Raw genomic sequence first — 26,183 nt, forward strand, 5'->3', positions numbered from 1 at the left:
GTGGCCTATTAGCCCAAGTGAAGAAGCATCGTTTCCGGGGCTTCCAGAAAGCCTTTCCAGGCATTACAGAAGCGCGCAATGGTACCGCCATCAATAAAGCGATGATCACCCGCCCAGGTAATCGTCACGATCGCGCGGCGCTGCACTTCGCCCTGCTCATCAAACCGAGGCAACCACTGGGTTTTACCAATCGCCACGATCGCAGCTTCCGGCGCGTTAATGATAGGTGCCGCGTAGGTACCGCCGAGCGCTCCGATATTAGAAATGCTAATCGTGCCGCCCTTTAGATCGGTCTGATCAACCCGTCCCTCCCGCGCGGCCGTTGTTAAGCGGCCCACTTCACGAGCAATCTCCAATAGCGTCAATCTTTCAACGTTCTTAATATTGGGTACCATTAGCCCCGCTTTGCTATCCACCGCCATACCGATATTGCACTGGGAGAAGTAGTGCAGCTCATTCCCCGCCGCGTTTAACTGAGCATTAACGATGGGCTCTTCGGCTACCGCCAGTGCCATGGCTTTCATAAAGAATGGCATTAGGGTCAAACGCTCGCCCTTAGCCTCTGCCAATGGCTTTAAGCGTTCTCGTAGGGATAGCAGTGAAGTCACATCGACCTCTTCACCATAGTGAAAATGCGGAATCGTGCTGGCCGCTTCGACCATGCGCTTGGCCATCACCGCTCGAACGCCACGCAGTGGTTCCACCCTGGGCGCTTCCTCTACACCACTAGATGAAACGGCCTGAGACGATGCCATGGCTGCTCCAGCTGGCTGTTCAAGATGCGCCAATACGTCTTCCTTGAGTACCCGGCCATCTTTACCACTACCTGCGATATCCGTCAGGTTGAGGTGATGTTCCCGCACCAACCTTCGGACCGCTGGGCTGGCGGGGACTTTTCCGTGCGCTCCTATCATCGACACGTTTGACGACGCAATTGGCTCCATTGGGCGGTCGGCGCTGGGTGATGGCGTGGGTTGGGAAGTGTCCGAGTCATCCTCTACCGTGCTGGCTTCGCTGGGTGCTTCACCTTCGGCCTGGTAGGCGTATAAGGGGGCATGCACCTTGGCAATCTGCCCCTGGGCCACATAAAGCTTGGTCACGACACCGGCTTCTGGGGCGGTAATTTCCACCAGCGCCTTATCGGTCATGACTTCAACGATGGGCTGGTCTTCTTCAATTTGGTCACCTTCAGCGACGCGCCATTCGACCACTTCGCACTCGACAATGCCTTCGCCAATATCCGGCAGTAAAAAATCGCTCATTATTGTTCTCCCCATGCGTACTTAGGCATTAATAGCCGCTAAAAGTTGACGCTTTCGCGAATCGCTTCAAAAATCTTCAGGTGGTCGGGCAGATACTCTTTTTCCAGTACCAGCGGAAAAGGCGTATCCAGCCCTGTGACCCGGGCAATGGGCGATTCAAGGTAGAGAAAACAACGCTCTTGGATGGTGGCGGCAATTTCACCGGCAAAACCACCGGTTAGGGGTGCTTCATGGCTTACCACGAGCCGACCGGTTTTTAGCACCGATTCCGCCACCGTATCCGCATCCCAGGGCAGCAGTGAGCGCAGGTCGATCACTTCACAGGCGATACCCTGCTCCTCGGCTAGTTCAACCGCCTTGCTGATGACTTCCATCTGCGCGCCCCAACCAACCACGGTAATATCGGTGCCCTCCTTGGTGATCTCGGCCTCACCAATTGGCAGTTGATAATCCTCTTCGGGCACTTCGCCTACCGATGCGCGGTAAAGCCGCTTGGGCTCCAGAAACAATACCGGGTCCGGATCCCGAATGGCGGCAAGCAGCAGTCCCTTGGCTTGATAGGGGTTACGCGGCACGACCACTTTCAAACCGGGGGTATGGGTGAAATAGGCTTCCGGGGATTGAGAGTGGTAGAGCCCGCCGGCGATGCCGCCGCCGTATGGGGTACGTATGGTCAGCCCACCCACATTAAACAGATCCCCCGAGCGATAGCGGAACTTGGCCGTTTCGTTAACGATCTGGTCGAACGCAGGAAAGATATAGTCAGCAAACTGGATTTCCGCGACTGGTACCGAGCCTTGGGCCGCCAAACCATTGGCAAAGCCGATGATGCCCTGTTCGACCAGCGGTGTGTTGAAGCAGCGAGCCTTGCCGTACTTCTCCTGCAAATGGCTTGTTGCTCGGAAGACGCCGCCGAAAATCCCCACGTCTTCACCAAAGCAAATGACTTTTTCATCCTCTGCCATGGCGATATCCAGGGCGTTATTGATCGCCTGGAGCATATTCATAGTGGCCATGTTACGCCTCTCCCTGCGGATCAGTGTCTGTGCCAACGTCTAAGTCCAACGATTGCGCACCTCGTGGGTAAGCTTCTGGATACCGGCGGATATGGCGCTTCAACTGGTCAAACTGACGCTGTAGCGCAGGTGTGATGTCGGCATAGACATCGCTGATCAAGCTCTCAAGCGGGGGCGATGCGCGCTTCTCGGCACGTTTTAATGTCTCGAGCACTTCCCGGCGCAGGGCTTCTTGCTGGCTACTCTCCTCTTCCTCACTCCACCACTGCTTTTTCAACAGCCATTTTTTTAGCCGCAGCACGGGGTCTTTGGCGCGCCATATCTCTTCTTCATCCTTTGAACGATAGCCTGATGGGTCATCCGAGGAGGAATGGGCAGCCAGACGATAGCTCATGGCCTCAATCAAGACAGGCTGGTTGCGCTCAACGGCAATCTTGCGCGCCTGACGAGTGGCCTCATAGACCGCCAACACGTCATTGCCGTCCACGCGTATCACGTGCATATGGTAACCAAATGCTCGTGGGGCAATACCATCAGCGGCGAACTGCTCTACGGCAGGCGTGGAAATGGCATAGCCGTTGTTACGGCAGAAGAAAATCACTGGCACCTGATGTACCGAGGCCATATTGAGTGCGGCGTGGAAATCGCCTTCGGAAGCAGCACCTTCGCCAAAGAAGGTCAGCGTACAGTGGCCATCACCAGCAAGTTTTTGCCCATAGGCGTAGCCCGTGGCCTGTGGAATTTGCGTAGCCAGGGGGGAGGAGATGGTCATGTAGTGCAGCTTGCGGGATCCATAGTGGATCGGCATTTGACGGCCTTTGCCGTAGTCCAACTCGTTGCCAAACAGCTGGTTCATAAATTCATCGATTGAGAAGCCGCGATACATCAGAGCGCCCTGCTCGCGGTACTGGGCCATGATCATGTCGGCATCATCAAGCGCGGCAGTTGCGCCCACTACGGCGGCCTCTTCCCCCGTACACTGCATATAGAAACTAAGCCGCCCCTGACGCTGGGCTGCCATCATTCGTTCGTCGAGAATACGCGTGGCCAGCATTGCCTGGTAAATGCGCCGGGCATGATCACGCTCAAGCGCCGGTTCAATGGCGCCGTCATGTAGCTCGCCTTCCGGACAGAGCAGGCTAAAGGTGGGAATCGAAAATTCGTCGCCGGTCATGAAGTCCGGCTGGTGCACGTACTCAGTCATCATTATTGTCCTTGTTTTACCCCTTTTGAGGGCAGTGTTGTTGGTATTGACCATTTTTGCCAGTGGATTTATCTGGCATGAGTCAAATACAACTACTGCGACAGTAACGCAGCACAAGAACTTTAGGGATACAACTTAAGCCGCAGAGAGCCGAGAACGCAGTGGTTGTTGCAGCACTTCAAATAGGCTGTCGACCGTCAATGCCAATAGCGCAATGGTCAACGCCCCCTGAACTACATAGGCCATATTGCCGTTAACGATGCCGGAGATAATCGGGTCGCCAAGGTTACTGGCCCCAACAGTCGCCCCCAGAGCAGCCGTGGCGATATTAATGGTGACAGAGGTACGAATGCCCGCCAGGATGACCGGGGCCGCCAGCGGCAGCTCGACATACCGCAATGTCTGAGTCGGCGTCATGCCCATGGCGTGTGCGGCGGTCTTTATGTCGATATCAACCTCTTGCAGTCCGGCAAGCGTATTACGCACGATGGGCAGCATGCCATACAGCATCAAGGCGACAATGATGGGCAAAGTACCAAATCCGAGCACAGGTACCGCCAGCGCCAGCACGGCCACCGGCGGAAAGGTTTGTCCCAGCGAGGCCAACTGGCCGACCAGCGGCAAAAAATCGCTGCCACGCTCGCGAGTCACCACAATGCCAGCTGAAACGCCTACAACAACGGTCACAAGCGCCGCTATGCCCACCACAAGGAGGTGGCGGCCCAGCAGTACATAGAAATCAGCACGGTCATAAATCACCTGCCTGGCATCAGGTTCTATCCAGCGAAAAAGTGGCTCGGCAGCAGACATGGCCACAACGCTGAGCAGCAGCAGTGTTCCCCACATCAGTGGCCAAAGCCACAGCGGGGCTCTTTTACGTGGCTGCGCGATACTCAGCGAATTACTCACGCGCACTTCCTTTATCCAGTTGTGCTTCCTTGATGATCCTGCGCAGCGATAGCTCGCCAATGGGGACATCGTGCTGATCGACAACTGTAAGCCTATCGCTATGGTCGCGTAGCATCATGGAAAGCGCCTGACGTAGTGAGAAATCTGCAGGAATCCGTGATTGGGCGGGCAGAGTCGGCCCCATGGAGGTCATGTGGTCTTTAACGCGGGTTAAAGCAGCCTGTTTGAGCCCCCGTTCAAGCCCCCCTAGCAATGACTCGACAAACGAGTCGGCTGGCTGTTGCAACAGCGCCAGCGGAGAACCCTGCTGCACTATTCGCCCTTCGCGCATCACCACCAAATGATCTGCTAGCTTGAGGGCTTCATCCATGTCATGGGTCACGAAGACCACCGTTTTGTGCAGCCGCGCCTGTAGTTTGGCCAGCTCATCCTGAAGCTTTTCACGGGTAATCGGATCAAGGGCGCCGAAAGGTTCGTCCATCAGCAAAATATCGGGGTCGGCGGCCAATGCCCTTGCCACCCCGACTCGTTGCGCCTGCCCACCTGAAAGCTGGTGAGGATATTTATGCGCAAACTCCCCGACAGGCAAGCCTAGCAAGTCCATCAACTCTTCAACCCGCCCTTGGACATCGGCGGCTGACCACTTCAATAACCGTGGTACCAGACCAATATTGCGCGCCACGTTCCAGTGAGGGAACAAACCGGTGTGCTGAATGACATAACCAATCCGGCGGCGTAGCTTGACCGGGTCATACACCTCAATGGCCTGGCCATCCAGAGTAATGTCACCCTCGCTATGCTCGATTAAACGATTGATCATGCGCAGCGTGGTCGATTTACCACAGCCGGAGGTACCTACCAACGCACAAAATTTGCCCTTAGGCACCCGCAGCGAAATATCATCCACCGCGGTTTCTTCACCAAATCGCTTTGAGACATGGGAAAGCTCAATCATCGTGTTCCTCCGGGGCGCAGTGCTTCTGCCAGGGCGCCCAAGCCCGCATCCACGACCAGAGCCAGCATTAAAATGGGCAGTGCGCCGAGCAGAACCATGTCCATGGCTGCTTGACCCAAACCCTGAAAAATAAAGGTGCCGAGCCCACCCGCCCCGATCAAAGCGGCAACGGCGGTGAGACCAATGGCCTGAACCGTGGTAATACGCACCCCCTCAAGTAGCACCGGCAGCGCCAGCGGTAGCCGCACCTGCCAAAAACGCTGGCCAGCACGCATTCCCATCCCCTTGGCGGCTTCCAGGGTATCGGGGCTTACTTCTTCAAGAGCGATATAGGTGTTACGCACCATGGGGAGCAGGCTATAGGCAATCAGTGCGATCAAGGCAGGCGTCGTACCGATCCCGCTGACGCCAAGCCGGCCTAGCAATGGTACGTTGGCAGCAAGCCAAGCAAGCGGCGCCAGTAGCAGGCCAAACAAGGCAAGACTGGGAATGGTTTGTAGAAAATTGAGTACTGCGAAAGCGCCTTTCTGCAGCCGTGCATAGCGGCGCATCAGCATCGCTAGTACTAAGCCAACCACCACGCTAATACTGACGGCAGCCCCAACCAGCGTCACGTGCTGACCAATAGCTCTCAGAAACTGCCGATCACGCGTCTTAAACTCCTGCACCAGGGCAAGGCTATCCAGCCACAAAGTTGCACACAGCCACCACACCAACGCCACGCCACATAACAGCAGCGTGGGCCAGAGACGAGTGAGCTTTAAGCGTAAGCGTATTTCAATTAAGCACAGTAGTAATACAAACAGCACTACCCAATACGCTGCCCCCAGGCCCAAACGCGCCTGGGGCAGTTCAGGATTAATCAGTAAATAGCTGCTGGCAATTAACCCCACGGGCATGAGTGCCATCAAGGTCATTACTGCCGCTAACAGAGCGCGATAGTGCCGGTAACTCGGTTGCCACGCTAATATGCCAATGAAACTGAGCAGTAATGTGGCTAATAGCGCGCCGGGCCAGCCTAAGGCCTCAAGCGCGCCGTAGCTCGTTCCCTGAACAATCCGATTGGGGGCCATGCTAACCACGTCCAAACCCCAGAATGCGGCCAGCATGATAAGACTGAGGCTAACAAGCACAGTGTTAGGGTGCCGCCCATCCCAGCGAAGCCGAGGGGTGGGCAATGCATCCAATAACGACATTAATTAGTTATCCCAGGCATAAACACATTAATCAGCTAGCGCATCCAGATAGTCGCTGGCCACTTGGGTCGGTGACAGCCCGTTAACAGCAACATCTGCATTTAGCGTTTGCAGAGTGACCAGGTCAAGGGTGGCAAAGACCTCGTTGAGCAGCGCTTCCATTTCGGGGTACGTTTCCAGCACGCTTTCACGCACCACGGGGGCAGGCTGGTATACGGGCTGCACGCCTTTAGTATCTTCCAGTACGACCAGACCCAGTGCACTTAAGCCACCGTCGGTGCCATAAGTCATGGCGGCGTTAACGCCACTGGTTTGCTGGGCGGCGGCACGCATGGTGGCAGCAGTATTGCCACCCGACAGCACCAGCAGTTGCTCATCGCTCAATTCAAAACCGTAGGCTTCCTGAAACGCAGGTAACGCCTGTGCGGATTCCACAAATTCCGCGCTGGCGGCGAATTTGAACTCCCCCCCTTCCGCCAGATAGGCCGCGAGGTCTTCTAAACTGACCAATTCATTTTCAGTGGCTACGTCTTCGCGGACACTCATTGCCCAGGTGTTGTTAGCGCTAGCTGGCTGCAGCCAGACCAAGTCTTGTTCCGCGTCACGCTCTTTAACGGTTTCAAACGCTTGATCCGCATCGTTCCACACTGGACTGTCGGCCATATCAAAAAAGAAGGCACCATTGCCCGTGTACTCAGGGTACACATCAATTTCGCCAGCTTCTAATGCCGACCGCACAACACTAGTACCACCAAGCTGTAAGCGGTTTTCGGTAGCAATATCGTTGCGTTCCAAGGTCTGAATGATCAGCTCACCCAACACCGACCCTTCCGTATCGATCTTGGAGGACACCACTACCGGCTCATTGGCGCTGGCCTGGGAAAGGGAAATAACGGATACGGCGCAAGCAACGATTAAGGGCTTAGCAATGATAGGATTAGCTGAAAAGCGCATCTTGGAATTCCTTTTGAAGTGGGCTTTTTTTACTGAGGCTCTTATGAAGTATAAGAGCCATCAGCGTTTAAGTCAGAGCCTAAGATAAAGCCATCGGCGTTTAAGGTGCTTCTAACACCCAAGAAGTACCTTCGCGTGAGTCTTTAAGAATAATCCCTAGGGCTGAGAGCTCATCGCGAATCGCATCCGCCTGAGCGAAGTCCTTATTCGCTTTCGCCTCAATACGTTGAGCAATTTTCGCTTCAATCTCGCTTTCGCTAAGCGGCATACCTTGTTGCTGCGTGCCTTTCAGGAAAATTTGCGGCGCCTGCTGAAGCAGCCCCAAAATAGCCCCTAGCTGCTTGAGCTCGCCCCCAAGCCTAGCGGCCTCGTCGGGCTGCTCCTGCTTGGCGCGATTGACTTCACGCGCCAGCTCAAACATGACTGCCAACGCTTCAGGCGTGTTGAAGTCATCGTCCATGACCTGAGTAAAACGCTCTCGGTAAGGGGATGCTTCACTGCTGGCAATAGCGTCAGTGTCGACGCCTTCTAGCGCTGTGTATAAACGTGTCAGCGATTTGCGTGCTTCGGTCAGTGAGTCCACCGAATAGTTGATCGGGCTACGGTAGTGACTGGCCACCAGCAGAAAGCGCACCACTTCAGGGTCGTGTTCGGCCAGTACATCGCGAATGGTGAAGAAGTTGCCCAGAGATTTGGACATCTTCTCCTTGTTCACCCGCACTGCCCCAGCGTGCATCCAGGTGTTGACGTAGGTCTTGCCGGTGGCCGCTTCGCTTTGCGCAATCTCATTTTCATGATGCGGAAAGGTTAGATCCGGCCCGCCACCGTGAATATCGAAGGTATCACCCAAGCAGCAGGTCGACATCGCCGAGCACTCGATGTGCCAGCCGGGACGCCCATTACCCCACGGCGACGACCAGTGGGCCTCACCCGGTTTTGCAGCCTTCCAAAGTACAAAGTCGAGTGGATCTTCTTTATGAACATCAACATCCACCCGAGCACCAGAGCGCATATCGTCTAGCTGGCGATTATTGAGCTTGCCGTAATTGGCAAACTTGCGTACACGGTAGTAAACATCGCCGTTATCGGCCGCATAGGCAAAGCCTTTTGCAATCAGCGTTTCAATCATTGCCACGATATCGTCGATATGACCGGTGGCGCGGGGCTCATGAGTCGGTGGCAAAACAAACAGACGCGCTTCATCTTCGTGCATGGCGGCAATCATGCGCTCGGTTAGCGCGGTGATGCTTTCACCATTTTCGTCAGCACGCTTCAGTATCTTGTCATCAATATCGGTAATGTTGCGCACATAGTTAACATCGTAGCCACGCTCACGCAGGTAGCGGGTGATGACGTCAAAGGCGACCATGACGCGGGCATGACCAAGATGGCAATAGTCATACACCGTCATGCCGCAGACATACATGCTCACTTTTCCCGCTACAAGCGGGGTGAAAGGTTCTTTGCGACGCGTCAGCGTATTGTAAATATGCATATGGCTATCCATGTTTTTCCTGGCCTTTAGCCCTTCTGCTTGATTTTTGCCCAGCTATCTTTTAATCCCACGGTGCGGTTAAACACTAAATGCTCTGGCGTGGAATCATGACGATCTGCACAGAAGTAACCAACGCGCTCGAACTGGAAGCGTGACTCGGGCGTGGCCTCCGCAAGGCTCGGCTCGCCAATTGCCTGACAAACGACCAGCGATTCCGGATTTAAGTGCTCTAGGAAGTCGACCTCTTTGTCACGATCTGGCTGCTCAACGGTGAACAGGTTGTCATACAGGCGCACTTCCACTGGCAAACCGTGGTCAGCACTTACCCAATGAATAACCCCTTTCACCTTGCGGCCTTCCGGGTTTTTGCCCAGCGTATCGAAATCCACTGAACAATGCAGCTCGTTGATGTCACCGGCCGAGTCCTTAATTACCTCGTCACAGCGAATCACATAGCTATTGCGTAGACGTACTTCTTTACCTGGCGCGAGGCGGAAGAACTTCTTAGGAGCATCTTCCATAAAGTCGTCTTGATCGATGTAAAGCTCCCGAGTAAAGGGCACCTTGCGCATCGTCATATCTTCACGTGCAGGGTGCCCTGGCACTTCATACATCTCTTCGTGATCTTCCGGCACATTGGTGAGCACGACTTTCAGCGGCTTCAACACACACATGGCGCGCGGCGCATTGTCTTCAAGATCTGAGCGAATCGCGTGGGTCAACATGGCGATATCGACTAAGCCACCGTCGGCACGGGTGACGCCGATCATCTCGCAGAACTTGCGGATAGAGGTCGGCGTATAACCGCGGCGACGCATGCCGGAAATCGTCGGCATCCGCGGGTCATCCCAGCCATCGACAATCTTTTCGTCTACCAACAGCTTCAACTTGCGCTTGGAGGTTAGCGTGTAATCAAGATTGAGCCGGGCAAATTCGATTTGGCGCGGCTTGGCGGGCACAGGAAGGTTATTTAAAAACCACTCATACAGCGGGCGGTGATCTTCAAACTCCAGGGTGCAGATCGAGTGCGTAACACCTTCAATGGCATCTGATTGACCATGGGTGAAATCATAAGAGGGGTAGATTTTCCACTTATCGCCCGTTTGGTGATGGCTGGCGTGTCGGATGCGGTAAAGGATGGGGTCGCGTAGGTTGATATTAGGCGACGCCATGTCAATTTTAGCGCGCACGACCTTTTCACTTTCGCCAAACTCGCCTTCGCGCATTCGCGCCAGCAGATCAAGATTCTCTTCGGCGCTGCGCTCACGGTAAGGACTAGGGGTACCCGGCGCCGTCAGTGTGCCGCGGTACTCGCGAATTTCATCCGGCGAAAGGTCGTCCACGTAGGCTTTTCCTTCACGCATCAAGTGCTGCGCCCAGGCATAGAGCTGGTCGAAGTAGTCGGAAGCAAAACGCACAGGGCCTGCCCATTCAAAGCCTAGCCAAGTGACATCCTCTTTGATCGCATCGATGTACGCCTGTTCTTCTTTCGCCGGGTTGGTATCATCAAAACGCAGATGACATTCGCCACCCATTTGCTCCGCCAGCCCGAAATTGAGACAGATCGACTTTGCATGGCCGATGTGCAAAAAGCCGTTGGGCTCGGGGGGGAAGCGTGTCACGATTTTAGTGACCTGGCCGCCCTCGATTTCGTCGCGTACTTGGTTGCGAATGAAGTTCGGCGCTGGGGTGGTCTCGTTGGTCATGGTGGTGTTGATAACCTCGTGGTGGATGGCGTACTGAGCCGTGAGAACATAGGATACTCCTATGGCCCTTCGCGGTGCAGGGCAAAACCGCTATTATAACGTGACGCCGATGCACAGCGCCAAGGCGAACGCCTTTATTGAACAGGAATTTATCAATGATCGTATTACAGACGAACCACGGTGACATCACCATCGCGCTTAACCATGAAAAAGCGCCGATTAGCGCGGCGAACTTTGAGCAGTACGTTCGCGACGGATTTTATGACGGCACCCTGTTTCACCGGGTGATTGACGGATTCATGGTCCAAGGCGGCGGTTTTGATAAAGACTTCGAGCAGAAGCCGACCGGTGACCCGATCGAGAACGAAGCCGACAACGGCTTAAAAAACACTATCGGTACGCTAGCCATGGCTCGCACCCAGGACCCGCATTCTGCCACTGCGCAGTTTTTTATTAATGTGGGCGACAATAGCTTTCTTGATCACAGCGGTAAAAGTCTTCAAGGCTGGGGCTATGCGGTATTTGGCGAAGTCGTTGACGGTATGGAGGTGGTCAACGAGATTAAAAACGTGGCCACTACACGCCGTGGCATGCATGCCGATGTACCCGCTGAAGACGTGATCATCGAACGCGCTTACGTGAAGGAAGCGGAATGACACTGGGAGCTTTATGCGCACATTGCTTGTTGCCGACCTGCATCTAAGTAGCGACACCCCTGAGATTAATCAGGGGTTTTACAGCTACCTAGAACATACTGCCCCAGGAGCCGATGCTCTTTATATTCTGGGCGACCTTTTTGATGCCTGGATGGGTGATGACCTTCTGGATGCCACTGACCATCCGCTCAGCATTGTGGCTCAAGAGGTTATCAAGCGGCTGCACAAGCTTAGCAGTGACGGCACCACTGTTTATTTGATGCATGGCAACCGTGATTTTTTACTCGGCGAGCGCTTTGTTAACGCTTGTCAGGCGATGCTGCTATCTGACATTGAGGAAGTCGAGATTCAGGGGGTGCCCGTGGTACTTCTGCATGGCGATAGCTTATGCACCCAAGATGAAGCCTACATGGCTTTCCGTCAGCAGTCGCGCAACCCAGAGTGGCAAACTCAGATATTGGCTCTACCGCTGGAACAACGTCTAGAGCTGGCCAAAAGCCTACGTATGCAGTCGGGCGAGGCTAACGCCAATAAAGCTGAGGCGATCATGGATGTGACACAGCAGGAAGTCATTTTGCTGATGGAGCGGTTTGGTGTTGCCACTATGATTCATGGTCACACTCACCGCCCCCACGTACATGACCTGACGGTTGAAGAAGTACCCGCCAAACGTTATGTGTTAGGTGATTGGGATAGCCAACGTGGCTGGGATATCGTGGTTGAGCGCTCAGATCAAACGGCACCAAGGTTGCGTCAGTTCTCTTTCACCGAATTACCTGACGCCTGACCTGAGACCGCTATTTACGGATATAAAAAAGCCGATCGCGAGATCGGCTTTTTTGAACCTGCTTAAGCGATTCTATTGCTCTATGTCTGCATCGCTGCGCAAGTCATCAACCAAACCTTGGAGTACCGATTGAGCACGCAGTTGTTCCGCCATTTGTGAGACAAACGTTTCCATCTGCTCATCAATTTCACCGTCAGTAACACTATCCAACGCTACAACGGCAACGCCTTGGGGAAGTTCAACGGCACGATAAACGCTTTCACCCTCATCAGGCCGTGGCATGCGGAAAGCTTCCTGAACAATCGTTTGAGGTACGGTGATATCGGCTTGGCGACTAACGTTGTTAGCTTCGAGCCAATTGATATCCAACTCCTCACCTGCTTGCAGTTCTGAAAGCAGTGATTGCGCCTCTTCACGCAATGCTTGCTGTTGCTGCTCAGCCGCTACGGATATTTCGACCTCCTCGCGGACCTCATCCAGAGGCAGTAACGTCGCATCGCGCTGTTCAGCAATACGCAGCACCATCCGACGATCTTGGTCTAACTCGATAACTTCACTGTTATAACCCTCTTCCAGCACGTCGTTGCTGAACGCCGCTGACATCACACCAGGCTCGGATAAAACGCCTTCAACTTCATCATCACGGGCAAGCCAATCGCTCTCATTAAGGGTAAGACCAATGCTTTCAGCAACGCTTTGCAAATCATCAGCAGCGAAGCTTTCATCAATTAGCTGCTGAACTCGCTGATTAAATTCATCATCAACATCGCTCAGCGCCACTTCCCGCGCCAACTCATCGCGCTGCTCTTCAAATGTTGGGCCTTGAATATCCGCCACCTGAATAATGTGAAAAGCATTATCCAGTTCAACCGGCTGGGATACATCACCCTCTTCTAAAGAGAATGCTGCTTCATCAAAGCTATCCCCAAAGAAGCCACGGCTGATTACCCCAAGATCCCCACCCTCTTCGGCACTGGCCGTATCATCAGAGTAGCGCAGAGCGGTATCGGCAAACGATTCACCGCTATCCAATGCTTGCCTGGCTGTTTCAGCCATTTCCTGAGCTTCATCACGAGTACGTTCGTCACCAAAGGTGATCATGATATGCGAGACTTGGCGATCAGCGTCACGGTTCTGTTCGCGCCATGCATCACGTAGCGCCTCTTCATCAATATCGCGGCCTTCTGCCATTGCCTGACGATCAACTAACACATACTCAAGACGCACCTGTTCTGGACGTTCATAGCGCTCTTGGTGGGCATCATAATAGGCTTGCAGGTCGTCTTCACTGATATTGATATCAGCCTCGACGTCGTCACCATCTAGCAGCACATAGCGTAAGCTCCGCTCCTGGCGCTGCAACTCTGCCAGGCGCTCTTGCTCGTTGGGTAAGCTAAAATCGCTGAAGGCGAGGCCCTGCTGTAAATGCTGTCGCTGGATATCGACGCGCAATTCTTCACGAAAAGATAATGGCGTATAGCCCGCGCCCGCTAAGCGATTACGAAAAACTTCAGCAGAAAAACGACCATCCTGATCATGAAACTCAGGCAGACTGACAATCAGTTGATCAAGTTGCTCTTCTGAAACAGCAAAACCACCCTCTTTGGCGTACTGGGATAACAATTCCTGGGTGATGAGCTGGTCAAGCATGTCGCTGCGTAGGGCTCGCTCTTGTTCAGGCGGCACCTGTCCTGAGCGTAAAGCGCGCTGCACCCCGAGCTCAACCTGCTGACGCATGATTGGCTGCCCGTTGACACTGGCTACTTCGTCTGGATCGCTGCCAAAAAGCCCAAACAGTGATTCAATCCCGAAAAGCGCCATGGCCGCGACCATAACACCGATAATAATTTTGGCACCCCAGCTCCTGGAGCCATCTCGAATACTTTGCAGCATGCTAGCCTCAGATAGTCACAGCCAAACAGACCCGCTAAATCCTAACAAATAGGGGCCAGAAAATAACATGGGCGCATCGCCAATGCGATGCGCCCATTAGGTTACAGCAAACGCGGTCAAATTAGTTGACGGCGTCTTTCAGCGCTTTACCTGCTTTGAAGCTGGGTACTTTGGCAGCACTGATCTGGATTGGCTGTCCCGTTTGCGGGTTGCGGCCAGTGCGTGCAGCACGTTCTTTGATCGCGAAGGTACCAAAGCCTACTAGTGATACGCTTTCGCCCTTCTTAAGGCTATCGGTGACAGACTCCACCATGGCATCCAATGCGCGGGTTGCCGCTGCTTTCGGGATATCTGCAGACGCGGCAATGGCTTCAATCAGCTCGGACTTATTCACTCTTCACCCCTTGACTGTTTCAAAAAATGGCTCTGAACGGCATGGTCACCGATAGGTACAACGATCAAAGCATAGCTGCGTTTTATAGCAACGCCTTGAAACACCTGTCAAGCAACCATGCTGTGAGATACCCGCCACACAAAGTAGCGGGCACAAATATTAAGTAAAATTAAAGACCAAAGAGGACTTTAACAGCTTAATGGGTACTAGCAACTACGGTATTACTATACGATGCGTCGGTGCTTTTCAACGGTGCACCTTCTTCTACCTTATCAGCTAGCGCTACGGCTAAGACATCATCTATCCAACGTACCGGACGAATATCAAGTGCACCTTTGATATTGTCAGGTACTTCCTTGAGATCACGACGGTTTTCCTCAGGAATTAGCACTGTCTTTATACCACCGCGGCGAGCTGCCAGCAATTTCTCCTTCAGACCACCGATGGGCAACACTTCACCGCGCAGATTGACCTCACCGGTCATTGCCACATCACAACGTACCGCCCGCTGGGTGTAAGCAGAAACGATAGCGGTCACCATGGCAATACCCGCGCTGGGGCCATCCTTAGGTGTAGCTCCTTCGGGTACGTGGATATGCAGATCCTCTTTTTCGAACCGCTCAGGATCAATACCATACGCTTGTGCTCTAGCTCTGACCACGGTGTGTGCCGCGCTTACCGACTCTTTCATGACATCGCCGAGCGAGCCAGTTTTGTTAATTCGCCCCTTACCCGGCGTAACCACTGACTCAATATTAAGCAATTCGCCACCGACCGATGTCCAGGCAAGCCCAGTGACTCGGCCAATTTGATCTTCTTGCTCAGCCAGACCGTAACTATAGCGACGCACCCCTGCATAGTGCTCAATCTGTTCGGCCGTTAAGCTCTGACCATCTTGATCAGATGTAGGGTCACGCTCATTTTCAAGGCGTTCACGTAGCACTTTACGCGACACTTTGGCGATCTGACGCTCAAGCTCACGCACACCTGCTTCACGAGTGTAATAGCGAATAAGCTCTAAAAGCGCGCTATCTTCCAGCGTTAACTCATCACCCTTCAAACCGTTTGCTGCTAACTGCTTAGGCAATAAGTAGCGCTTAGCGATGGCCAGTTTTTCATCTTCGGTGTAACCCGGCAGACGAATAATCTCCATACGATCTAGAAGCGCACTAGGAATATTCATCGAATTAGCCGTACAGATGAATAGTGTTTCTGAAAGATCGTAATCGAGCTCCAGATAGTGATCGCTAAAGCTGTTATTTTGTTCAGGATCAAGCACTTCAAGCAATGCAGAGGCAGGATCGCCGCGATGATCCATGCCAAGCTTGTCGACCTCATCCAGCAAGAACAGGGGATTTTTAACCCCAGCACGGCTCATCCGCTGCATCAATTTACCCGGCAGCGACCCGATATAGGTGCGGCGATGGCCGCGAATTTCTGACTCATCGCGAACGCCACCCAGCGCCAAACGCACATACTTACGATTGGTGGCACGGGCGATAGATTGGCCGAGAGAGGTTTTACCCACTCCAGGCGGGCCCACCAAACACAATACAGGCCCTTTCATCTTGCGCACCCGCTTCTGCACGGCAAGATACTCTAGGATGCGCGCTTTTACCTCTTCAAGGCCGTAATGGTCTTCATCCAGCACTTGCTGAGCTTTGACGAGATCGTGCTTCACACGTGTGCGCTTCTTCCAAGGCACCGCGACTAGCCAATCCAGGTAAGAGCGCACAACGGTCGCTTCAGCGGAATTTGAAGCCATCATTTTGAGCTTGTTAAGCTCTTGCGTCGCTTTCTCCGATGCCTCCTTGGGCATGCCGGACTCTTTAATCGCGAGCTCGTACTTTTCAGCCTCATTGGGCACATTATCCAGCTCACCCATCTCTTTCTGGATGGCTTTCATCTGCTCATTGAGATAGTACTCGCGCTGCGTCTTCTCCATCTGCTCTTTAACCCGCGAGCGGATGCGCTTCTCCACTTGCAGCAGATCGATTTCAGACTCAATCAGCGCCATCAGGTGCTCAATACGATCGCGCACGCGATCCATCTCAAGCAATTCCTGCTTATCACCAATTTTCAGCGACAGATGAGCACAAATGGTGTCCACCAAGCGGCTTGGGTCTTCAATCCCTGATAACGAGTTAAGTACCTCGTTAGGGACTTTCTTAGACAGCTTGACGTACTGCTCAAACTGGTTGAGTAATACACGCACAAGCGCTTCTTGCTCACGAGTAGTAAGCGGCTCACTCTCTCGTGGTGTTAAGTGCGCCTGCGTGTAGCCGGCTTCATTCTCTTCAACGCTTAGTACATCCGCTCGAAAATTACCCTCAATGAGTACTTTAACCGTGCCATCAGGAAGCTTGAGCAGCTGCATAATGTCAGCCACGGTACCCATAGAATAAAGATCAGCGTTATCCGGCTCATCCTGAGACGCTTCACGTTGAGCCACCAGCAATACACGCTTATCAGCCTCCATCGCTGCTTCAAGCGCCTGGATAGACTTTTCACGACCAACAAAAAGGGGTATTACCATTTGCGGATAAACGACCACATCGCGCAACGGTAAAAGGGGTAGACATTGTGTCTGTTCGGCGTTCTGCTGCATCGCAGACGTTCCTCGGCAAATCGGATGAGTACTTAAAAAAGAGTACTTGGAAAAGTACTGCGCAGTCGTCAGTAAGCGATGTTCAACCACATTAGCATTGAGCGGACTAGGCAGTAACACTTCACGACAAAGCTTTTCAACGGCAAAGCTCTTCAGCGGCAGGGCTCTTCAACAACAAGGGGTCGCCTAAGCGACCCCTTGATTTTAGCGCAAGCGGTTAAAGCTGGGCCGACTGGTCAACTAGCCACTAACCATCAGTGCCGTCGACTAGGGCTTCTTCTTGCTGAGAATAGATCAAAAGAGGCTCGCTCTCACCGGCAATCACTGAACCGTCAATGACAACTTTACTGACACCTTCAAGTGATGGAATTTCGTACATGGTGTCAAGCAGCACTGACTCTAGAATAGAGCGCAGGCCACGCGCGCCAGTCTTACGCTCCATCGCTTTCTCAGCCACAGCACGTAACGCTTCATCTCTGAACTCAAGCGTCACATCTTCCATTTCAAACAGCTTAGCGTACTGCTTAACCAGCGAATTCTTGGGCTCGGTCAGAATCTGCACCAGTGCATCTTCGGTGAGCTCCGTTAGTGTCGCGATGATCGGCAAACGCCCTACAAACTCTGGAATCAAGCCAAATTTCACTAGATCATCAGGCTCTACGTCAGCCAGCAGTTCACCCACCCCACGGGAGGACTCCTTGCTTTTCACCGCTGCATTGAAGCCGATACCGCCCTTCTCAGCACGGTCACGAATAACTTTCTCCAGCCCCGCAAACGCACCGCCTACGATAAACAGAATATTGCCCGTATTAACTTGGACAAATTCCTGCTGGGGATGTTTGCGCCCACCTTGAGGTGGCACAGAAGCCGTTGTACCTTCAATAAGCTTCAGCAATGCTTGCTGGACGCCTTCACCCGAGACATCACGCGTAATTGAAGGGTTATCCGATTTGCGTGAAATCTTGTCGATTTCATCAATATAAACAATCCCGCGCTCGGCTTTCTCAACGTCGTAATCGCACTTCTGCAACAACTTCTGGATGATGTTTTCGACATCTTCACCGACATAGCCGGCTTCCGTCAGCGTGGTTGCATCCGCAATGGTAAAAGGTACATTCAGTAACCGTGCCATCGTCTCCGCTAACAGCGTTTTACCGCTACCAGTGGGACCAATCAGCAGAATGTTTGATTTACCTAATTCTACATCGCCGTCGCGCACATCTGTTTTCAGACGCTTGTAGTGGTTATACACCGCTACAGAAAGCACCATTTTGGCGCGATCTTGTCCGATGACGTAGTCATCAAGCGTATGACGTATTTCGCGAGGCGTAGGTAAACGCTCCTCATCGCTCTCGGCATCGGCTTCGAGAACTTCCTCGCGAATAATGTCATTACATAAGTCGACACACTCATCGCAGATATAAACGGACGGGCCCGCAATCAGCTTACGTACTTCGTTTTGATTCTTTCCACAAAACGAGCAGTAGAGCAGTTTGCCACCTTCGTCCTTGCCTTTGCCGTCGGCCATTCGCATACCTCTATCACTGCGGCGGCTTACGCCGCCGGAAAAGCTCGTTAGAAAAGCAGAATCCTATTACGCTATCAGGATGTAGGCCGCTTATCCAGCACTGCGTCAATCAAGCCATACTCTGTGGCTTTATTGGCGCTCATGAAATTATCCCGATCTGTATCACGCGAGACGGTTTCGATATCTTGGCCCGTATGGTGGGCAAGGATTTGATTCAGCTTTTCGCGAATACCCAGAATTTCACGGGTATGAATTTCAATGTCAGAAGCCTGGCCTTGGTAACCACCCAGCGGCTGATGAATCATCACCCGTGAATTGGGCAGGCAGTAACGTTTACCAGCAGCACCTGCTGTCAATAACAGCGCACCCATGCTGGCCGCTTGGCCAATACATACCGTAGACACGTCCGGCTTCACAAACTGCATAGTGTCGTAAATCGACATCCCCGCGGTGACCGAACCACCTGGCGAGTTAATATACAGGTGAATATCTTTATCTGGATTTTCTGACTCCAGAAACAGTAACTGAGCGACAACCAGATTAGCCATGTAGTCTTCTACAGGGCCTACCAAAAAGATCACACGCTCTTTCAAAAGGCGTGAGTAGATGTCGTAGGCTCTTTCCCCTTTGGCGCTCTGCTCAACCACCATGGGCACTAAACCGCCGGCGTTTTGAATATCAAACTCACTCATTCAGGTGATTCCTTGCGTCCGGGAAGGGAAAGGCGCACCGACATAAAGGTGCGCCACGTTCCAGGGTGTTAGGCGCTAGCTTGCTCGCCTTCTTCAGCACCCTCATCTTGCTCAGCCTGCTGTTGCGCAGCGGCAAGGGCTTGCTGATAAGACATTTCAACGTCTTTAATGTTCGTTTGCTCAAGCAACTTAGCCACCGCCTTCTCTTCGAGAATGGCAGATTTCACCTGGGTTTTCAGCTGTTCGTTACCCATGTAGTAGCTAACCACTTCATCAGGATCTTGATACTGCTCAGCCAGCTCGGCTACTTTTGCCTTGATAGCATCATCGTCGGCATCAAGTTCGTTTGCTTTGATGACTTCTGCCAGCAACAAACCAACCTGAACTCGGCCTTTAGCCTGCTCTTCGAAAAGTTCATTGGGCAGCTGGCTAACATCAAAATCTTCGCCTAAACCAAACTGTTGAGCCGCCTGACGCTTCATGCCATCTGTTTCTTGCTGAACCAGTGCGCTCGGCACAGGAATTTCATTCACCTTTTTAAGCGCATCAAGTACTTGCTGCTTAACCCGGTTATCAACGGCTTGTGATGCTTCACGGGTCATGTTCTTCTTGATTTCGGCGCGGAATTTTTCCTGATCGCCGCCTTCAACGCCAAAACGCTCGATAAACTCAGCGTCAACTTCGGGCAGCTTCTGGCTGCTGACTTTGTGAACCGTTACCTTGAAAGTGGCTTCTTTGCCAGCCAAGTGCTCAGCCTGGTAGTCATCAGGGAACGTGACGTTAAGGGTCTTCTCTTCGCCCGCTTTAGCACCAATTAACTGCTCTTCAAAACCTGGAATAAAGCTATTGGAGCCAATGACCAGTGTGTGACCTTCGGCACTACCGCCTTCGAACGGCTCATCACCAATATAGCCCTGGAAGTCGATAGTGACTTGGTCACCATCAGCGGCAGCAGCATCAACTTCTTCCCATGCGGCATTTTGCTTACGCAGTGTATCGATCATCTCATCGACATCTGCATCGCTAACGGACACCACCGGGCGCTCTATATCAGCACCTTCAATTGAAGCCAGCTCTACCTGCGGGTAGATTTCCATTACTGCCACGAATTCAAGGTCTTTGCCTGATTCGTTAACGGAAGGTTCAATTTGCGGGAAGCCCGCCGGATTGAGGCCTTCATCAGTAATAGCGCGTACGTAACGCTCACGCATTACTTCGCTAACTACCTCGTTACGTACGTCTTGGCCGTAGCGCTGCTGAACTACTGCCATTGGCACCCGGCCCTGGCGAAAACCATTCAAGCGAACATTCTTCGCGGTGTCTTTCAAGCGAGCACTAACGGCCTCGTCAATTTCGGCAGCCGGCACTTGAATAGTAATGCGGCGTTCGATCTGGGAGGTCGTCTCGACAGAAACTTGCATGAATTGTCCTCTAACGGCTGGGCGTTGTGTTGATTGCATGTAATAAGTTCAAGGGGGTAATTTTAAGAACCCCAACGCATAGTGGCAAGCGCCATGCTCGCAACATGGGGGCAGTGATGTTAAAAACAAGGGAATAAGCGAGCAATTAACCGCTTTAAGGCGTGTTTAGCTTCATTATTAGCCCCATGCTGCGTAATTTATACCATTCTACTGCTTTGTACGTCTTGCAGCGACTTTTTCAATCGCTGTACCAAAAACACTAGTGAGCTTGGTGCTCACCAGCCCACCATAGACCTACTGCGTGCATCAGTACGCCAAGCGTCGCACCATGGGAAATGAACACCTGCCAACTAATCCACTCCGTAAACAGCGCGTGCCAGCCACCCATTACGACCATTCCTAGCAGTAACATAACGGCTAACCGTTTGCATAGTTGCGGCAAGCGGCGACGCGCCTCCACAGCCAATAAGCGCCACTGAATAATAGCCGCAAAAGCCACCAGTGCTAAGGCGAAGAAAATCAGCGTCTGGCGGGTTTCATGCCCGCCCGCCATGTAGCGAGGCAGGGTTGCCAGCATAACGACACATAAACCCAGCGCAACGCTGATGCGCTCAGGCGAGGTGGGCGTTCGCTGCATCGCTCAAGCCAACTTTAACTGCTGGTCAACGATCCACTCTTCCACCCAGGGCACGGCAGCATCGTCGGCCATAAAGGTCTCCATGGCGTCGATTTCTAGGCGCTCCCCTAAGCGAGTCGCGCCATAATCCGCCAGCAACTCATCTAGCGCGCGGCCTGCGCCGCAAAAAGTATCGCCATACGAGCTATCACCGAGGGCAATGAGCCCGTAGCGAAGCGTGATAAGCGTGGGACTTTGATCACGCAACTGCCGGACAAAGGGCACAAAACTGCCGGGAAAATCTCCACTGCCCGTGGTCGAGACACAAAACAGCGCCAAATCGGCGTCACCACTGACAATATCATCGACAGATGGTTGCTCAACAATCTCCACAGCGTAACCGGCCTGTTCAAATAGGGGCTTCACTTGTTCTGCCACATCAAGGGCACCGCCGTACATGGTGCCCACCAAAATATTTAGCTTCGGCATCGTCACTCCCCTGTCAAAGTGTCACAGTGCCAACCTTCAAGTCGACAAATACCCGATGAATTTGCTCAAATATTAACATGGCTGGTTAGAATGAAACACATTACCCGTAATGCTTGGCCCATACATAACCCCTAGGAGTAACTATGCAGCAAACCTTTGAGACGTGGATCACTCCGATAATGATCGGGGGTTTAATTATATTTATGTGCTTTATTATCTGGGACCTGGCTAAAAAATCCAACGCTGGCAAATTTGGCACCATCATGCTGTTTGTCGTGTTGGGAGCAGGTATGCTGGGTTACGTTATCAAGGTGGTGATTACGTGGTTAATAGAAGGTGGCGGCATGTAAGTGGTTATGCAAAAGTTATTGAGTAATCAGTGCCGTAACCATTACATACTTTTTTGACCGCTTCACAAAGCTTATCGAACGAACTGTAGGCTGTTAACGGTAGCCACCGGTATTTGATTTCGCGCCAAAGGATTTCGATCAGATTCAGCTCCGGCGAATATGGCGACAAGTAGACCAGGTGAATGCGATGTGCCATCCAATCAATAAGTTTGCGCTGGAACGCCTTGGAACGGTGCATCCTGGCATTATCCAGTATCACGACGGCGAATGCGTCAGGGTCTTTATGTGCCGCAAACTGATCAAAGGCTTCTATAACGGTTTCAGTGGTCACTGAGTCGGTGGTCATATGGTGAAAAAACTCACCTTTTCTGGTGAGAAAGCCCAGTACATTCAGCCGTTTGCTGTGTGGGTAGGCCGTGACTTCCCAGGGCTTGGCTATCGGGCTCCATGCATAAGGAAGTGACGATGATTGCGAGAAACCGGCTTCATCAAAGAAATAGAGATCGCACTCACCATCATCTTCCCACTCCTTCAATACATTGATTATCTCTTGCGTATGGCGGAAATCCGCTTCGTCACGATGTGCCCTCAATGAGCGGCGTATCCGCTTACAGCTATAGCCTTTTTTTAACGCGCGCCGCAACGTGTCCTGGCTGACGACGTTACCTGTCTGCTCCTGAAACTTGGCATGGAGGACAGGCAATTGATGGGGATACTCTTCAACCAGTTGTTCTAACACAGCAAGATCGCTCTCGCTGAGAAGGTGCGGGCGTCCTTCGCGAGGCTTGTCTTGAAGACCTTCAATACCGTCTGCTTCCCATTGGGATAACCAAGTCGATACCGTATCGCGCTTAACCCCAATAATATCGCGAATCTGGTTAATCGTATGGCCCTTGTGGTTGAGCAGAATGGCGTGGGCCCGACGACGTAGTGCTCTCTTTTCGCCGTACTGGTAGGCTTCATTTAAGATACGTTGCTGGTCAGGTGTTAAAGAAACGAAACGTAAGCGCCGAGACATGGTTCTGTATTTTACTCTGATGGATCTTTGTTCTTTATACGCGATAATTTATGCAGAATCACTTAGTTGCAAGAAAACCCTCATGACTTGAGACCCGGCGCTATAACAAGAAAAGGAGCGCCCATAGGCACTCCTTTGTAAAGGACATGAGATTATCTAGTGTTATGAACCTTAAGCTTATGAATCAGATGCTCATGCGCCTATAGTCCAAAATGCTACTCATCGCCCACGTAATGCTCTACCTGCTGCTTAAGCTTCTGCCCTGGGCGAAACGTGACCACCCGCCTGGCAGAAATCGGAATTTCTTCACCGGTTTTCGGGTTTCGTCCTGGCCGCTCGCGCTTATCACGCAGGTCAAAGTTACCAAACCCCGATAACTTCACCTGTTCGTTCTCACGAAGACAGGCTCGAATCTCTTCAAAAAAAGCTTCGACCATGGCCTTCGCTTCTCGCTTGGACAGGGCTAGCTCAGCATGCAAATGCTCAGCCAGTTCTGCTTTGGTCAACGCACCCATAAGGCTTCTCCTTATCCTTGAAGCAGATACAGCAACAATCACACTGTATCAACCGTACAGTAGCAAAACGCATTGCCAAGAACGTGATAAGCATCGTGGCGAGGCCTAATTAATCTCTTCGATTTTTATTAGCCGCGCAGCTCCGCATCCAGCTTGACACGCACTTGTGTCACAATTGAATCGACCAACTGGTTGATTTCTTCGTCGTTTAGCGTGCGCGATGGATGCTGCCAGGTCAAGCCCAACGCAATACTCTTATGCCCTTCGGCTACACCTTTACCTGAATAGACATCGAATAGCTTGATATCCTGCAGATACTCCCCCGCTTGCTGCTTGGCGCAATCGAGCAATGCCTGCACAGGTGTCGACTCATTGAGTATAAACGCCAAATCACGGCGCACCTCAGGAAAGCGTGACAGCGGCTCAAACGCAGGAACTCGGCCTTGGCTAAGTGCATCTAAGCGCACCTCAAACAACACGGCATCCATTTTTAAGCCCAGCGTTGCTCGTACTTGTGGGTGCAGAGTACCAATCCAGCCTGCAGGCTCACCGTTATGCAATAGCTGGGCACTTTGACCAGGATGGAGCGCTGGGTGCTCAGCGGGCTCAAACCGCCAAGCATCGGCTTCGCCACCCAAGGCGATGACGCTTTCTAGATCACCTTTAAGATCATAAAAATCGACGCGATCCTTAGCACCACTCCACCCTTCCGCTTCACGCGGGCCACACACTAACGCACCCAGCATCGGCACCTGTGACAAAGCATCCAGCTCACCGTTAAATACTAGCCCGGTTTCAAATAAACGCACGCGGGCTTGCTGACGATTGAGGTTGTACTCCATGGCACGAACCAGGCCAGGAAACAAGCTGGCCCGCATCACCGACAAATCAGCCGAGATAGGGTTAGCAAGCACAGGCGTTATGGCGTCTGGTAACAGCGTCGCTTGCAGCTCAGGTGCTACAAAGCTGTAGGTGATCGCCTCTTGAAAGCCACGTGCGACCATCTGACGACGCAACTGCGACTGAGTCAGCGTCGCCTCGTCCGAAGAGCGAAGCGCCAAGCGTGCTGCAGGACGACGTATCGGCAAATTATTATAGCCATGGATACGTGCCACCTCTTCGATCAGATCCTCTTCAATGGCCAAATCAAAGCGCCAAGTAGGCGCGGTGACGGCCCAATCGGCACCCTGGATGCTGACATCAAGCCCCAGACGCTGAAGAATATCGGTCACATCATCGCTATCTAGCGTCTTGGATAGCGCCTGCTCTAAACGGGCACTGCGCAATAAGATTGAGCGCTCTTCGGGCATATGCTTAACGCTTAGCGCTTCAACAACAGGCCCGGCTTGGCCACCGCAAATTTCAATGAGTAACTGTGTAGCCCGCTCGACTGCAATGGGCGTTAACTGTGGATCAACTCCACGCTCAAAACGGTGCGATGCATCAGTATGCAGACCGTAAGAGCGCGCTTGGCCAGCAATAGCAAGCGGCGTAAAGAACGCAGATTCAAGGAAAATAGTCTGAGTGTTTTCGTTAACGCCTGAGTTTTCACCACCCATGACGCCTGCCATCGCTAGCGGGCCAGAATGGTCGGCAATGACCAGCGTTTCAGGGCGTAGCGACACCTCATGACCATCAAGCAGCGTTAAACGCTCACCCGGCGTGGCCATGCGAATAACCATGCCACCCTGAAGATTATCGCGGTCAAAAGCATGTAGCGGCTGGCCCAACTCAAGCATCACGTAGTTAGTGACATCTACGACAGGATCAATAGAGCGTACGCCGCTACGACGCAGCCGCTCAACCATCCACAGGGGCGTCTCAGCCTTAACATTGAGACCTGTAATAATGCGGCCCATATAGCGAGGGCATTGCTCTGGCGCCTCGACACTAATCGCAAAGCTATCGTCAACCTCAGTGGACACCGACGCTATTACAGGGCCGATCACCGCCAGCCGATTAAGCACTCCCACTTCACGCGACAACCCTTTAATGCTTAAGCAATCACCACGATTGGGCGTCAGGTCGACCTCAATGGTCATGTCATTAAGGTGCATGAATTCTCTAAAATCAGCACCCACTGGAGCATTTGCTGACAACACCAGAATGCCTGATGACGTCTCTTCTGCAAGCCCCAATTCAGATGCCGAACAAATCATACCCCGTGACTCAACGCCACGCAGTTTGGCTTTTTTGATTTTAAAATCGCCCGGCAAGACACCCCCCACCTGGGCAAAGGGCACTTTCTGGCCAACATCGACATTAGGCGCCCCGCAGACAACCTGGACAGGCTCACCACTGCCATCATCAACGGTACACACATTGAGCTTATCTGCGTCAGGGTGCTTCTCTTTACTCAGCACCTCTGCCACCACCACTCCACTGAATTCGGCAGCAACTGCCTCAACAGCGTCAACTTCCAAGCCCGCCATGGTGATTTGGTCGGCCATGGCCTGTGTATCAAGCTGCGGCGAAACCCATTCACGCAACCACTGTTCTGAAAATTTCATCGTTGATCC

24 protein-coding genes are annotated in these 26,183 nt (G+C 52.7%); 4 read left to right on the forward strand and 20 right to left on the reverse strand.

Annotation, left to right across the window (positions count from 1 at the left end; translation table 11 throughout):
* Positions 1–8: 8 nt before the first annotated feature.
* The 9 genes from Q3Y66_RS10285 to Q3Y66_RS10325 all read right to left on the reverse strand — a co-directional run bounded on the left by Q3Y66_RS10285 (position 9) and on the right by Q3Y66_RS10325 (position 10,697).
* Entirely contained in the window at positions 9–1,262 is a 1,254-nt protein-coding gene (locus Q3Y66_RS10285) for a 2-oxo acid dehydrogenase subunit E2 (RefSeq protein ID WP_008956883.1), read from the reverse strand.
* 38 nt (positions 1,263–1,300) lie between these two features.
* Entirely contained in the window at positions 1,301–2,278 is a 978-nt protein-coding gene (locus Q3Y66_RS10290) for an alpha-ketoacid dehydrogenase subunit beta (protein WP_008956882.1), read from the reverse strand.
* A gap of 1 nt (position 2,279) precedes the next feature.
* Complete coding sequence (locus Q3Y66_RS10295) at positions 2,280–3,482, reverse strand: thiamine pyrophosphate-dependent dehydrogenase E1 component subunit alpha (protein ID WP_008956881.1); 1,203 nt, start codon at positions 3,480–3,482, stop codon at positions 2,280–2,282.
* 135 nt (positions 3,483–3,617) lie between these two features.
* Positions 3,618–4,328 carry an ABC transporter permease gene (locus Q3Y66_RS10300; protein WP_238528467.1) on the reverse strand — a complete coding sequence of 237 codons (711 nt, stop codon included), beginning with the start codon at positions 4,326–4,328 and terminating at the stop codon, positions 3,618–3,620.
* A 55-nt stretch (positions 4,329–4,383) separates the two neighbouring features.
* Positions 4,384–5,346, reverse strand: a complete 963-nt coding sequence (locus Q3Y66_RS10305) for an ABC transporter ATP-binding protein (protein ID WP_008956879.1) — start codon at positions 5,344–5,346, stop codon at positions 4,384–4,386.
* Positions 5,343–6,542 carry an ABC transporter permease gene (locus Q3Y66_RS10310; protein WP_008956878.1) on the reverse strand — a complete coding sequence of 400 codons (1,200 nt, stop codon included), beginning with the start codon at positions 6,540–6,542 and terminating at the stop codon, positions 5,343–5,345. The genes Q3Y66_RS10305 and Q3Y66_RS10310 overlap by 4 nt, the downstream gene beginning before the upstream one ends.
* A 27-nt stretch (positions 6,543–6,569) precedes the next feature.
* The gene (locus tag Q3Y66_RS10315; protein WP_008956877.1) at positions 6,570–7,496 is read right to left on the reverse strand and encodes an ABC transporter substrate-binding protein; all 927 of its coding nucleotides are present in this window, start codon (positions 7,494–7,496) and stop codon (positions 6,570–6,572) included.
* A gap of 100 nt (positions 7,497–7,596) precedes the next feature.
* Positions 7,597–8,991 (reverse strand): cysteine--tRNA ligase, encoded by a 1,395-nt coding sequence (gene cysS, locus Q3Y66_RS10320; RefSeq protein ID WP_193365451.1) that lies wholly within the window; start codon positions 8,989–8,991, stop codon positions 7,597–7,599.
* 26 nt (positions 8,992–9,017) lie between these two features.
* On the reverse strand, positions 9,018–10,697 hold the full coding sequence (locus tag Q3Y66_RS10325; protein ID WP_008956875.1) for a glutamine--tRNA ligase/YqeY domain fusion protein: 1,680 nt from the start codon (positions 10,695–10,697) through the stop codon (positions 9,018–9,020).
* A gap of 61 nt (positions 10,698–10,758) precedes the next feature.
* On the opposite strand from Q3Y66_RS10325, the gene Q3Y66_RS10330 reads away from it, so the two are divergent.
* The 3 genes from Q3Y66_RS10330 to Q3Y66_RS10340 are packed head-to-tail and all read left to right on the forward strand — an operon-like array spanning position 10,759 to position 12,140.
* Positions 10,759–10,881, forward strand: coding sequence for a hypothetical protein (locus Q3Y66_RS10330; RefSeq protein ID WP_008956874.1), 123 nt, complete (start codon positions 10,759–10,761; stop codon positions 10,879–10,881).
* Complete coding sequence (locus Q3Y66_RS10335; RefSeq protein WP_008956873.1) at positions 10,853–11,353, forward strand: peptidylprolyl isomerase; 501 nt, start codon at positions 10,853–10,855, stop codon at positions 11,351–11,353. The genes Q3Y66_RS10330 and Q3Y66_RS10335 overlap by 29 nt, the downstream gene beginning before the upstream one ends.
* 13 nt (positions 11,354–11,366) lie before the next feature.
* Positions 11,367–12,140 carry a UDP-2,3-diacylglucosamine diphosphatase gene (locus Q3Y66_RS10340; RefSeq protein WP_008956872.1) on the forward strand — a complete coding sequence of 258 codons (774 nt, stop codon included), beginning with the start codon at positions 11,367–11,369 and terminating at the stop codon, positions 12,138–12,140.
* Positions 12,141–12,212: 72 nt separating this feature from the next.
* On the opposite strand, the gene Q3Y66_RS10345 is transcribed toward Q3Y66_RS10340, so the two are convergent.
* The 8 genes from Q3Y66_RS10345 to Q3Y66_RS10380 all read right to left on the reverse strand — a co-directional run bounded on the left by Q3Y66_RS10345 (position 12,213) and on the right by Q3Y66_RS10380 (position 21,781).
* Positions 12,213–14,033: a SurA N-terminal domain-containing protein gene (locus tag Q3Y66_RS10345; RefSeq protein WP_008956871.1), complete on the reverse strand. Its 1,821-nt coding sequence runs from the start codon at positions 14,031–14,033 to the stop codon at positions 12,213–12,215.
* Positions 14,034–14,154: 121 nt separating this feature from the next.
* Positions 14,155–14,427, reverse strand: a complete 273-nt coding sequence (locus tag Q3Y66_RS10350; RefSeq protein WP_007114333.1) for an HU family DNA-binding protein — start codon at positions 14,425–14,427, stop codon at positions 14,155–14,157.
* 196 nt (positions 14,428–14,623) lie between these two features.
* The gene (gene lon / locus Q3Y66_RS10355; RefSeq protein ID WP_008956870.1) at positions 14,624–17,035 is read right to left on the reverse strand and encodes an endopeptidase La; all 2,412 of its coding nucleotides are present in this window, start codon (positions 17,033–17,035) and stop codon (positions 14,624–14,626) included.
* A gap of 247 nt (positions 17,036–17,282) precedes the next feature.
* Positions 17,283–18,563, reverse strand: coding sequence for an ATP-dependent Clp protease ATP-binding subunit ClpX (gene clpX, locus Q3Y66_RS10360; protein WP_008956869.1), 1,281 nt, complete (start codon positions 18,561–18,563; stop codon positions 17,283–17,285).
* Between the two features lie 74 nt (positions 18,564–18,637).
* The gene (gene clpP / locus Q3Y66_RS10365; protein WP_008956868.1) at positions 18,638–19,255 is read right to left on the reverse strand and encodes an ATP-dependent Clp endopeptidase proteolytic subunit ClpP; all 618 of its coding nucleotides are present in this window, start codon (positions 19,253–19,255) and stop codon (positions 18,638–18,640) included.
* Positions 19,256–19,323: 68 nt separating this feature from the next.
* Entirely contained in the window at positions 19,324–20,676 is a 1,353-nt protein-coding gene (tig, locus tag Q3Y66_RS10370; RefSeq protein ID WP_008956867.1) for a trigger factor, read from the reverse strand.
* 259 nt (positions 20,677–20,935) lie between these two features.
* Positions 20,936–21,313: a hypothetical protein gene (locus Q3Y66_RS10375; RefSeq protein ID WP_008956866.1), complete on the reverse strand. Its 378-nt coding sequence runs from the start codon at positions 21,311–21,313 to the stop codon at positions 20,936–20,938.
* Positions 21,314–21,316: 3 nt separating this feature from the next.
* Positions 21,317–21,781 (reverse strand): flavodoxin, encoded by a 465-nt coding sequence (locus Q3Y66_RS10380; protein WP_008956865.1) that lies wholly within the window; start codon positions 21,779–21,781, stop codon positions 21,317–21,319.
* 143 nt (positions 21,782–21,924) lie between these two features.
* Between Q3Y66_RS10380 and Q3Y66_RS10385 the strand changes: the two genes are divergently transcribed.
* Positions 21,925–22,131 carry a DUF2788 domain-containing protein gene (locus Q3Y66_RS10385; protein WP_008956864.1) on the forward strand — a complete coding sequence of 69 codons (207 nt, stop codon included), beginning with the start codon at positions 21,925–21,927 and terminating at the stop codon, positions 22,129–22,131.
* 4 nt (positions 22,132–22,135) lie between these two features.
* On the opposite strand, the gene Q3Y66_RS10390 is transcribed toward Q3Y66_RS10385, so the two are convergent.
* The 3 genes from Q3Y66_RS10390 to pheT all read right to left on the reverse strand — a co-directional run bounded on the left by Q3Y66_RS10390 (position 22,136) and on the right by pheT (position 26,174).
* Positions 22,136–23,149, reverse strand: a complete 1,014-nt coding sequence (locus Q3Y66_RS10390) for an IS630 family transposase (RefSeq protein WP_303319479.1) — start codon at positions 23,147–23,149, stop codon at positions 22,136–22,138.
* Between the two features lie 215 nt (positions 23,150–23,364).
* Complete coding sequence (locus Q3Y66_RS10395) at positions 23,365–23,664, reverse strand: integration host factor subunit alpha (RefSeq protein WP_007114341.1); 300 nt, start codon at positions 23,662–23,664, stop codon at positions 23,365–23,367.
* Between the two features lie 128 nt (positions 23,665–23,792).
* On the reverse strand, positions 23,793–26,174 hold the full coding sequence (pheT, locus tag Q3Y66_RS10400) for a phenylalanine--tRNA ligase subunit beta (protein WP_008957468.1): 2,382 nt from the start codon (positions 26,172–26,174) through the stop codon (positions 23,793–23,795).
* Between the last annotated feature and the right edge of the window lie 9 nt (positions 26,175–26,183).

Origin of the sequence: Halomonas sp. HAL1 (assembly GCF_030544485.1) — a bacterium.
Classification (GTDB): domain Bacteria; phylum Pseudomonadota; class Gammaproteobacteria; order Pseudomonadales; family Halomonadaceae; genus Vreelandella; species Vreelandella arctica.

What these genes read in the sequence shown, in the direction of transcription:
- cysS (WP_193365451.1), bottom strand. Translation starts at nt 8,991, where the DNA reads ATGCATATTTACAATACGCTGACGCGTCGCAAAGAACCTTTCACCCCG.
- Q3Y66_RS10380 (WP_008956865.1), bottom strand. Translation starts at nt 21,781, where the DNA reads ATGCCGAAGCTAAATATTTTGGTGGGCACCATGTACGGCGGTGCCCTT.
- Q3Y66_RS10345 (WP_008956871.1), bottom strand. Translation starts at nt 14,033, where the DNA reads ATGCTGCAAAGTATTCGAGATGGCTCCAGGAGCTGGGGTGCCAAAATT.
- Q3Y66_RS10390 (WP_303319479.1), bottom strand. Translation starts at nt 23,149, where the DNA reads ATGTCTCGGCGCTTACGTTTCGTTTCTTTAACACCTGACCAGCAACGT.
- Q3Y66_RS10315 (WP_008956877.1), bottom strand. Translation starts at nt 7,496, where the DNA reads ATGCGCTTTTCAGCTAATCCTATCATTGCTAAGCCCTTAATCGTTGCT.
- Q3Y66_RS10290 (WP_008956882.1), bottom strand. Translation starts at nt 2,278, where the DNA reads ATGGCCACTATGAATATGCTCCAGGCGATCAATAACGCCCTGGATATC.
- clpX (WP_008956869.1), bottom strand. Translation starts at nt 18,563, where the DNA reads ATGGCCGACGGCAAAGGCAAGGACGAAGGTGGCAAACTGCTCTACTGC.
- Q3Y66_RS10340 (WP_008956872.1), top strand. Translation starts at nt 11,367, where the DNA reads ATGCGCACATTGCTTGTTGCCGACCTGCATCTAAGTAGCGACACCCCT.
- Q3Y66_RS10330 (WP_008956874.1), top strand. Translation starts at nt 10,759, where the DNA reads ATGGCCCTTCGCGGTGCAGGGCAAAACCGCTATTATAACGTGACGCCG.
- Q3Y66_RS10300 (WP_238528467.1), bottom strand. Translation starts at nt 4,328, where the DNA reads ATGTGGGGAACACTGCTGCTGCTCAGCGTTGTGGCCATGTCTGCTGCC.
- clpP (WP_008956868.1), bottom strand. Translation starts at nt 19,255, where the DNA reads ATGAGTGAGTTTGATATTCAAAACGCCGGCGGTTTAGTGCCCATGGTG.
- tig (WP_008956867.1), bottom strand. Translation starts at nt 20,676, where the DNA reads ATGCAAGTTTCTGTCGAGACGACCTCCCAGATCGAACGCCGCATTACT.
- Q3Y66_RS10295 (WP_008956881.1), bottom strand. Translation starts at nt 3,482, where the DNA reads ATGACTGAGTACGTGCACCAGCCGGACTTCATGACCGGCGACGAATTT.
- Q3Y66_RS10285 (WP_008956883.1), bottom strand. Translation starts at nt 1,262, where the DNA reads ATGAGCGATTTTTTACTGCCGGATATTGGCGAAGGCATTGTCGAGTGC.
- Q3Y66_RS10375 (WP_008956866.1), bottom strand. Translation starts at nt 21,313, where the DNA reads ATGCAGCGAACGCCCACCTCGCCTGAGCGCATCAGCGTTGCGCTGGGT.
- pheT (WP_008957468.1), bottom strand. Translation starts at nt 26,174, where the DNA reads ATGAAATTTTCAGAACAGTGGTTGCGTGAATGGGTTTCGCCGCAGCTT.
- Q3Y66_RS10385 (WP_008956864.1), top strand. Translation starts at nt 21,925, where the DNA reads ATGCAGCAAACCTTTGAGACGTGGATCACTCCGATAATGATCGGGGGT.
- Q3Y66_RS10305 (WP_008956879.1), bottom strand. Translation starts at nt 5,346, where the DNA reads ATGATTGAGCTTTCCCATGTCTCAAAGCGATTTGGTGAAGAAACCGCG.
- Q3Y66_RS10325 (WP_008956875.1), bottom strand. Translation starts at nt 10,697, where the DNA reads ATGACCAACGAGACCACCCCAGCGCCGAACTTCATTCGCAACCAAGTA.
- lon (WP_008956870.1), bottom strand. Translation starts at nt 17,035, where the DNA reads ATGCAGCAGAACGCCGAACAGACACAATGTCTACCCCTTTTACCGTTG.
- Q3Y66_RS10310 (WP_008956878.1), bottom strand. Translation starts at nt 6,542, where the DNA reads ATGTCGTTATTGGATGCATTGCCCACCCCTCGGCTTCGCTGGGATGGG.
- Q3Y66_RS10335 (WP_008956873.1), top strand. Translation starts at nt 10,853, where the DNA reads ATGATCGTATTACAGACGAACCACGGTGACATCACCATCGCGCTTAAC.
- Q3Y66_RS10395 (WP_007114341.1), bottom strand. Translation starts at nt 23,664, where the DNA reads ATGGGTGCGTTGACCAAAGCAGAACTGGCTGAGCATTTGCATGCTGAG.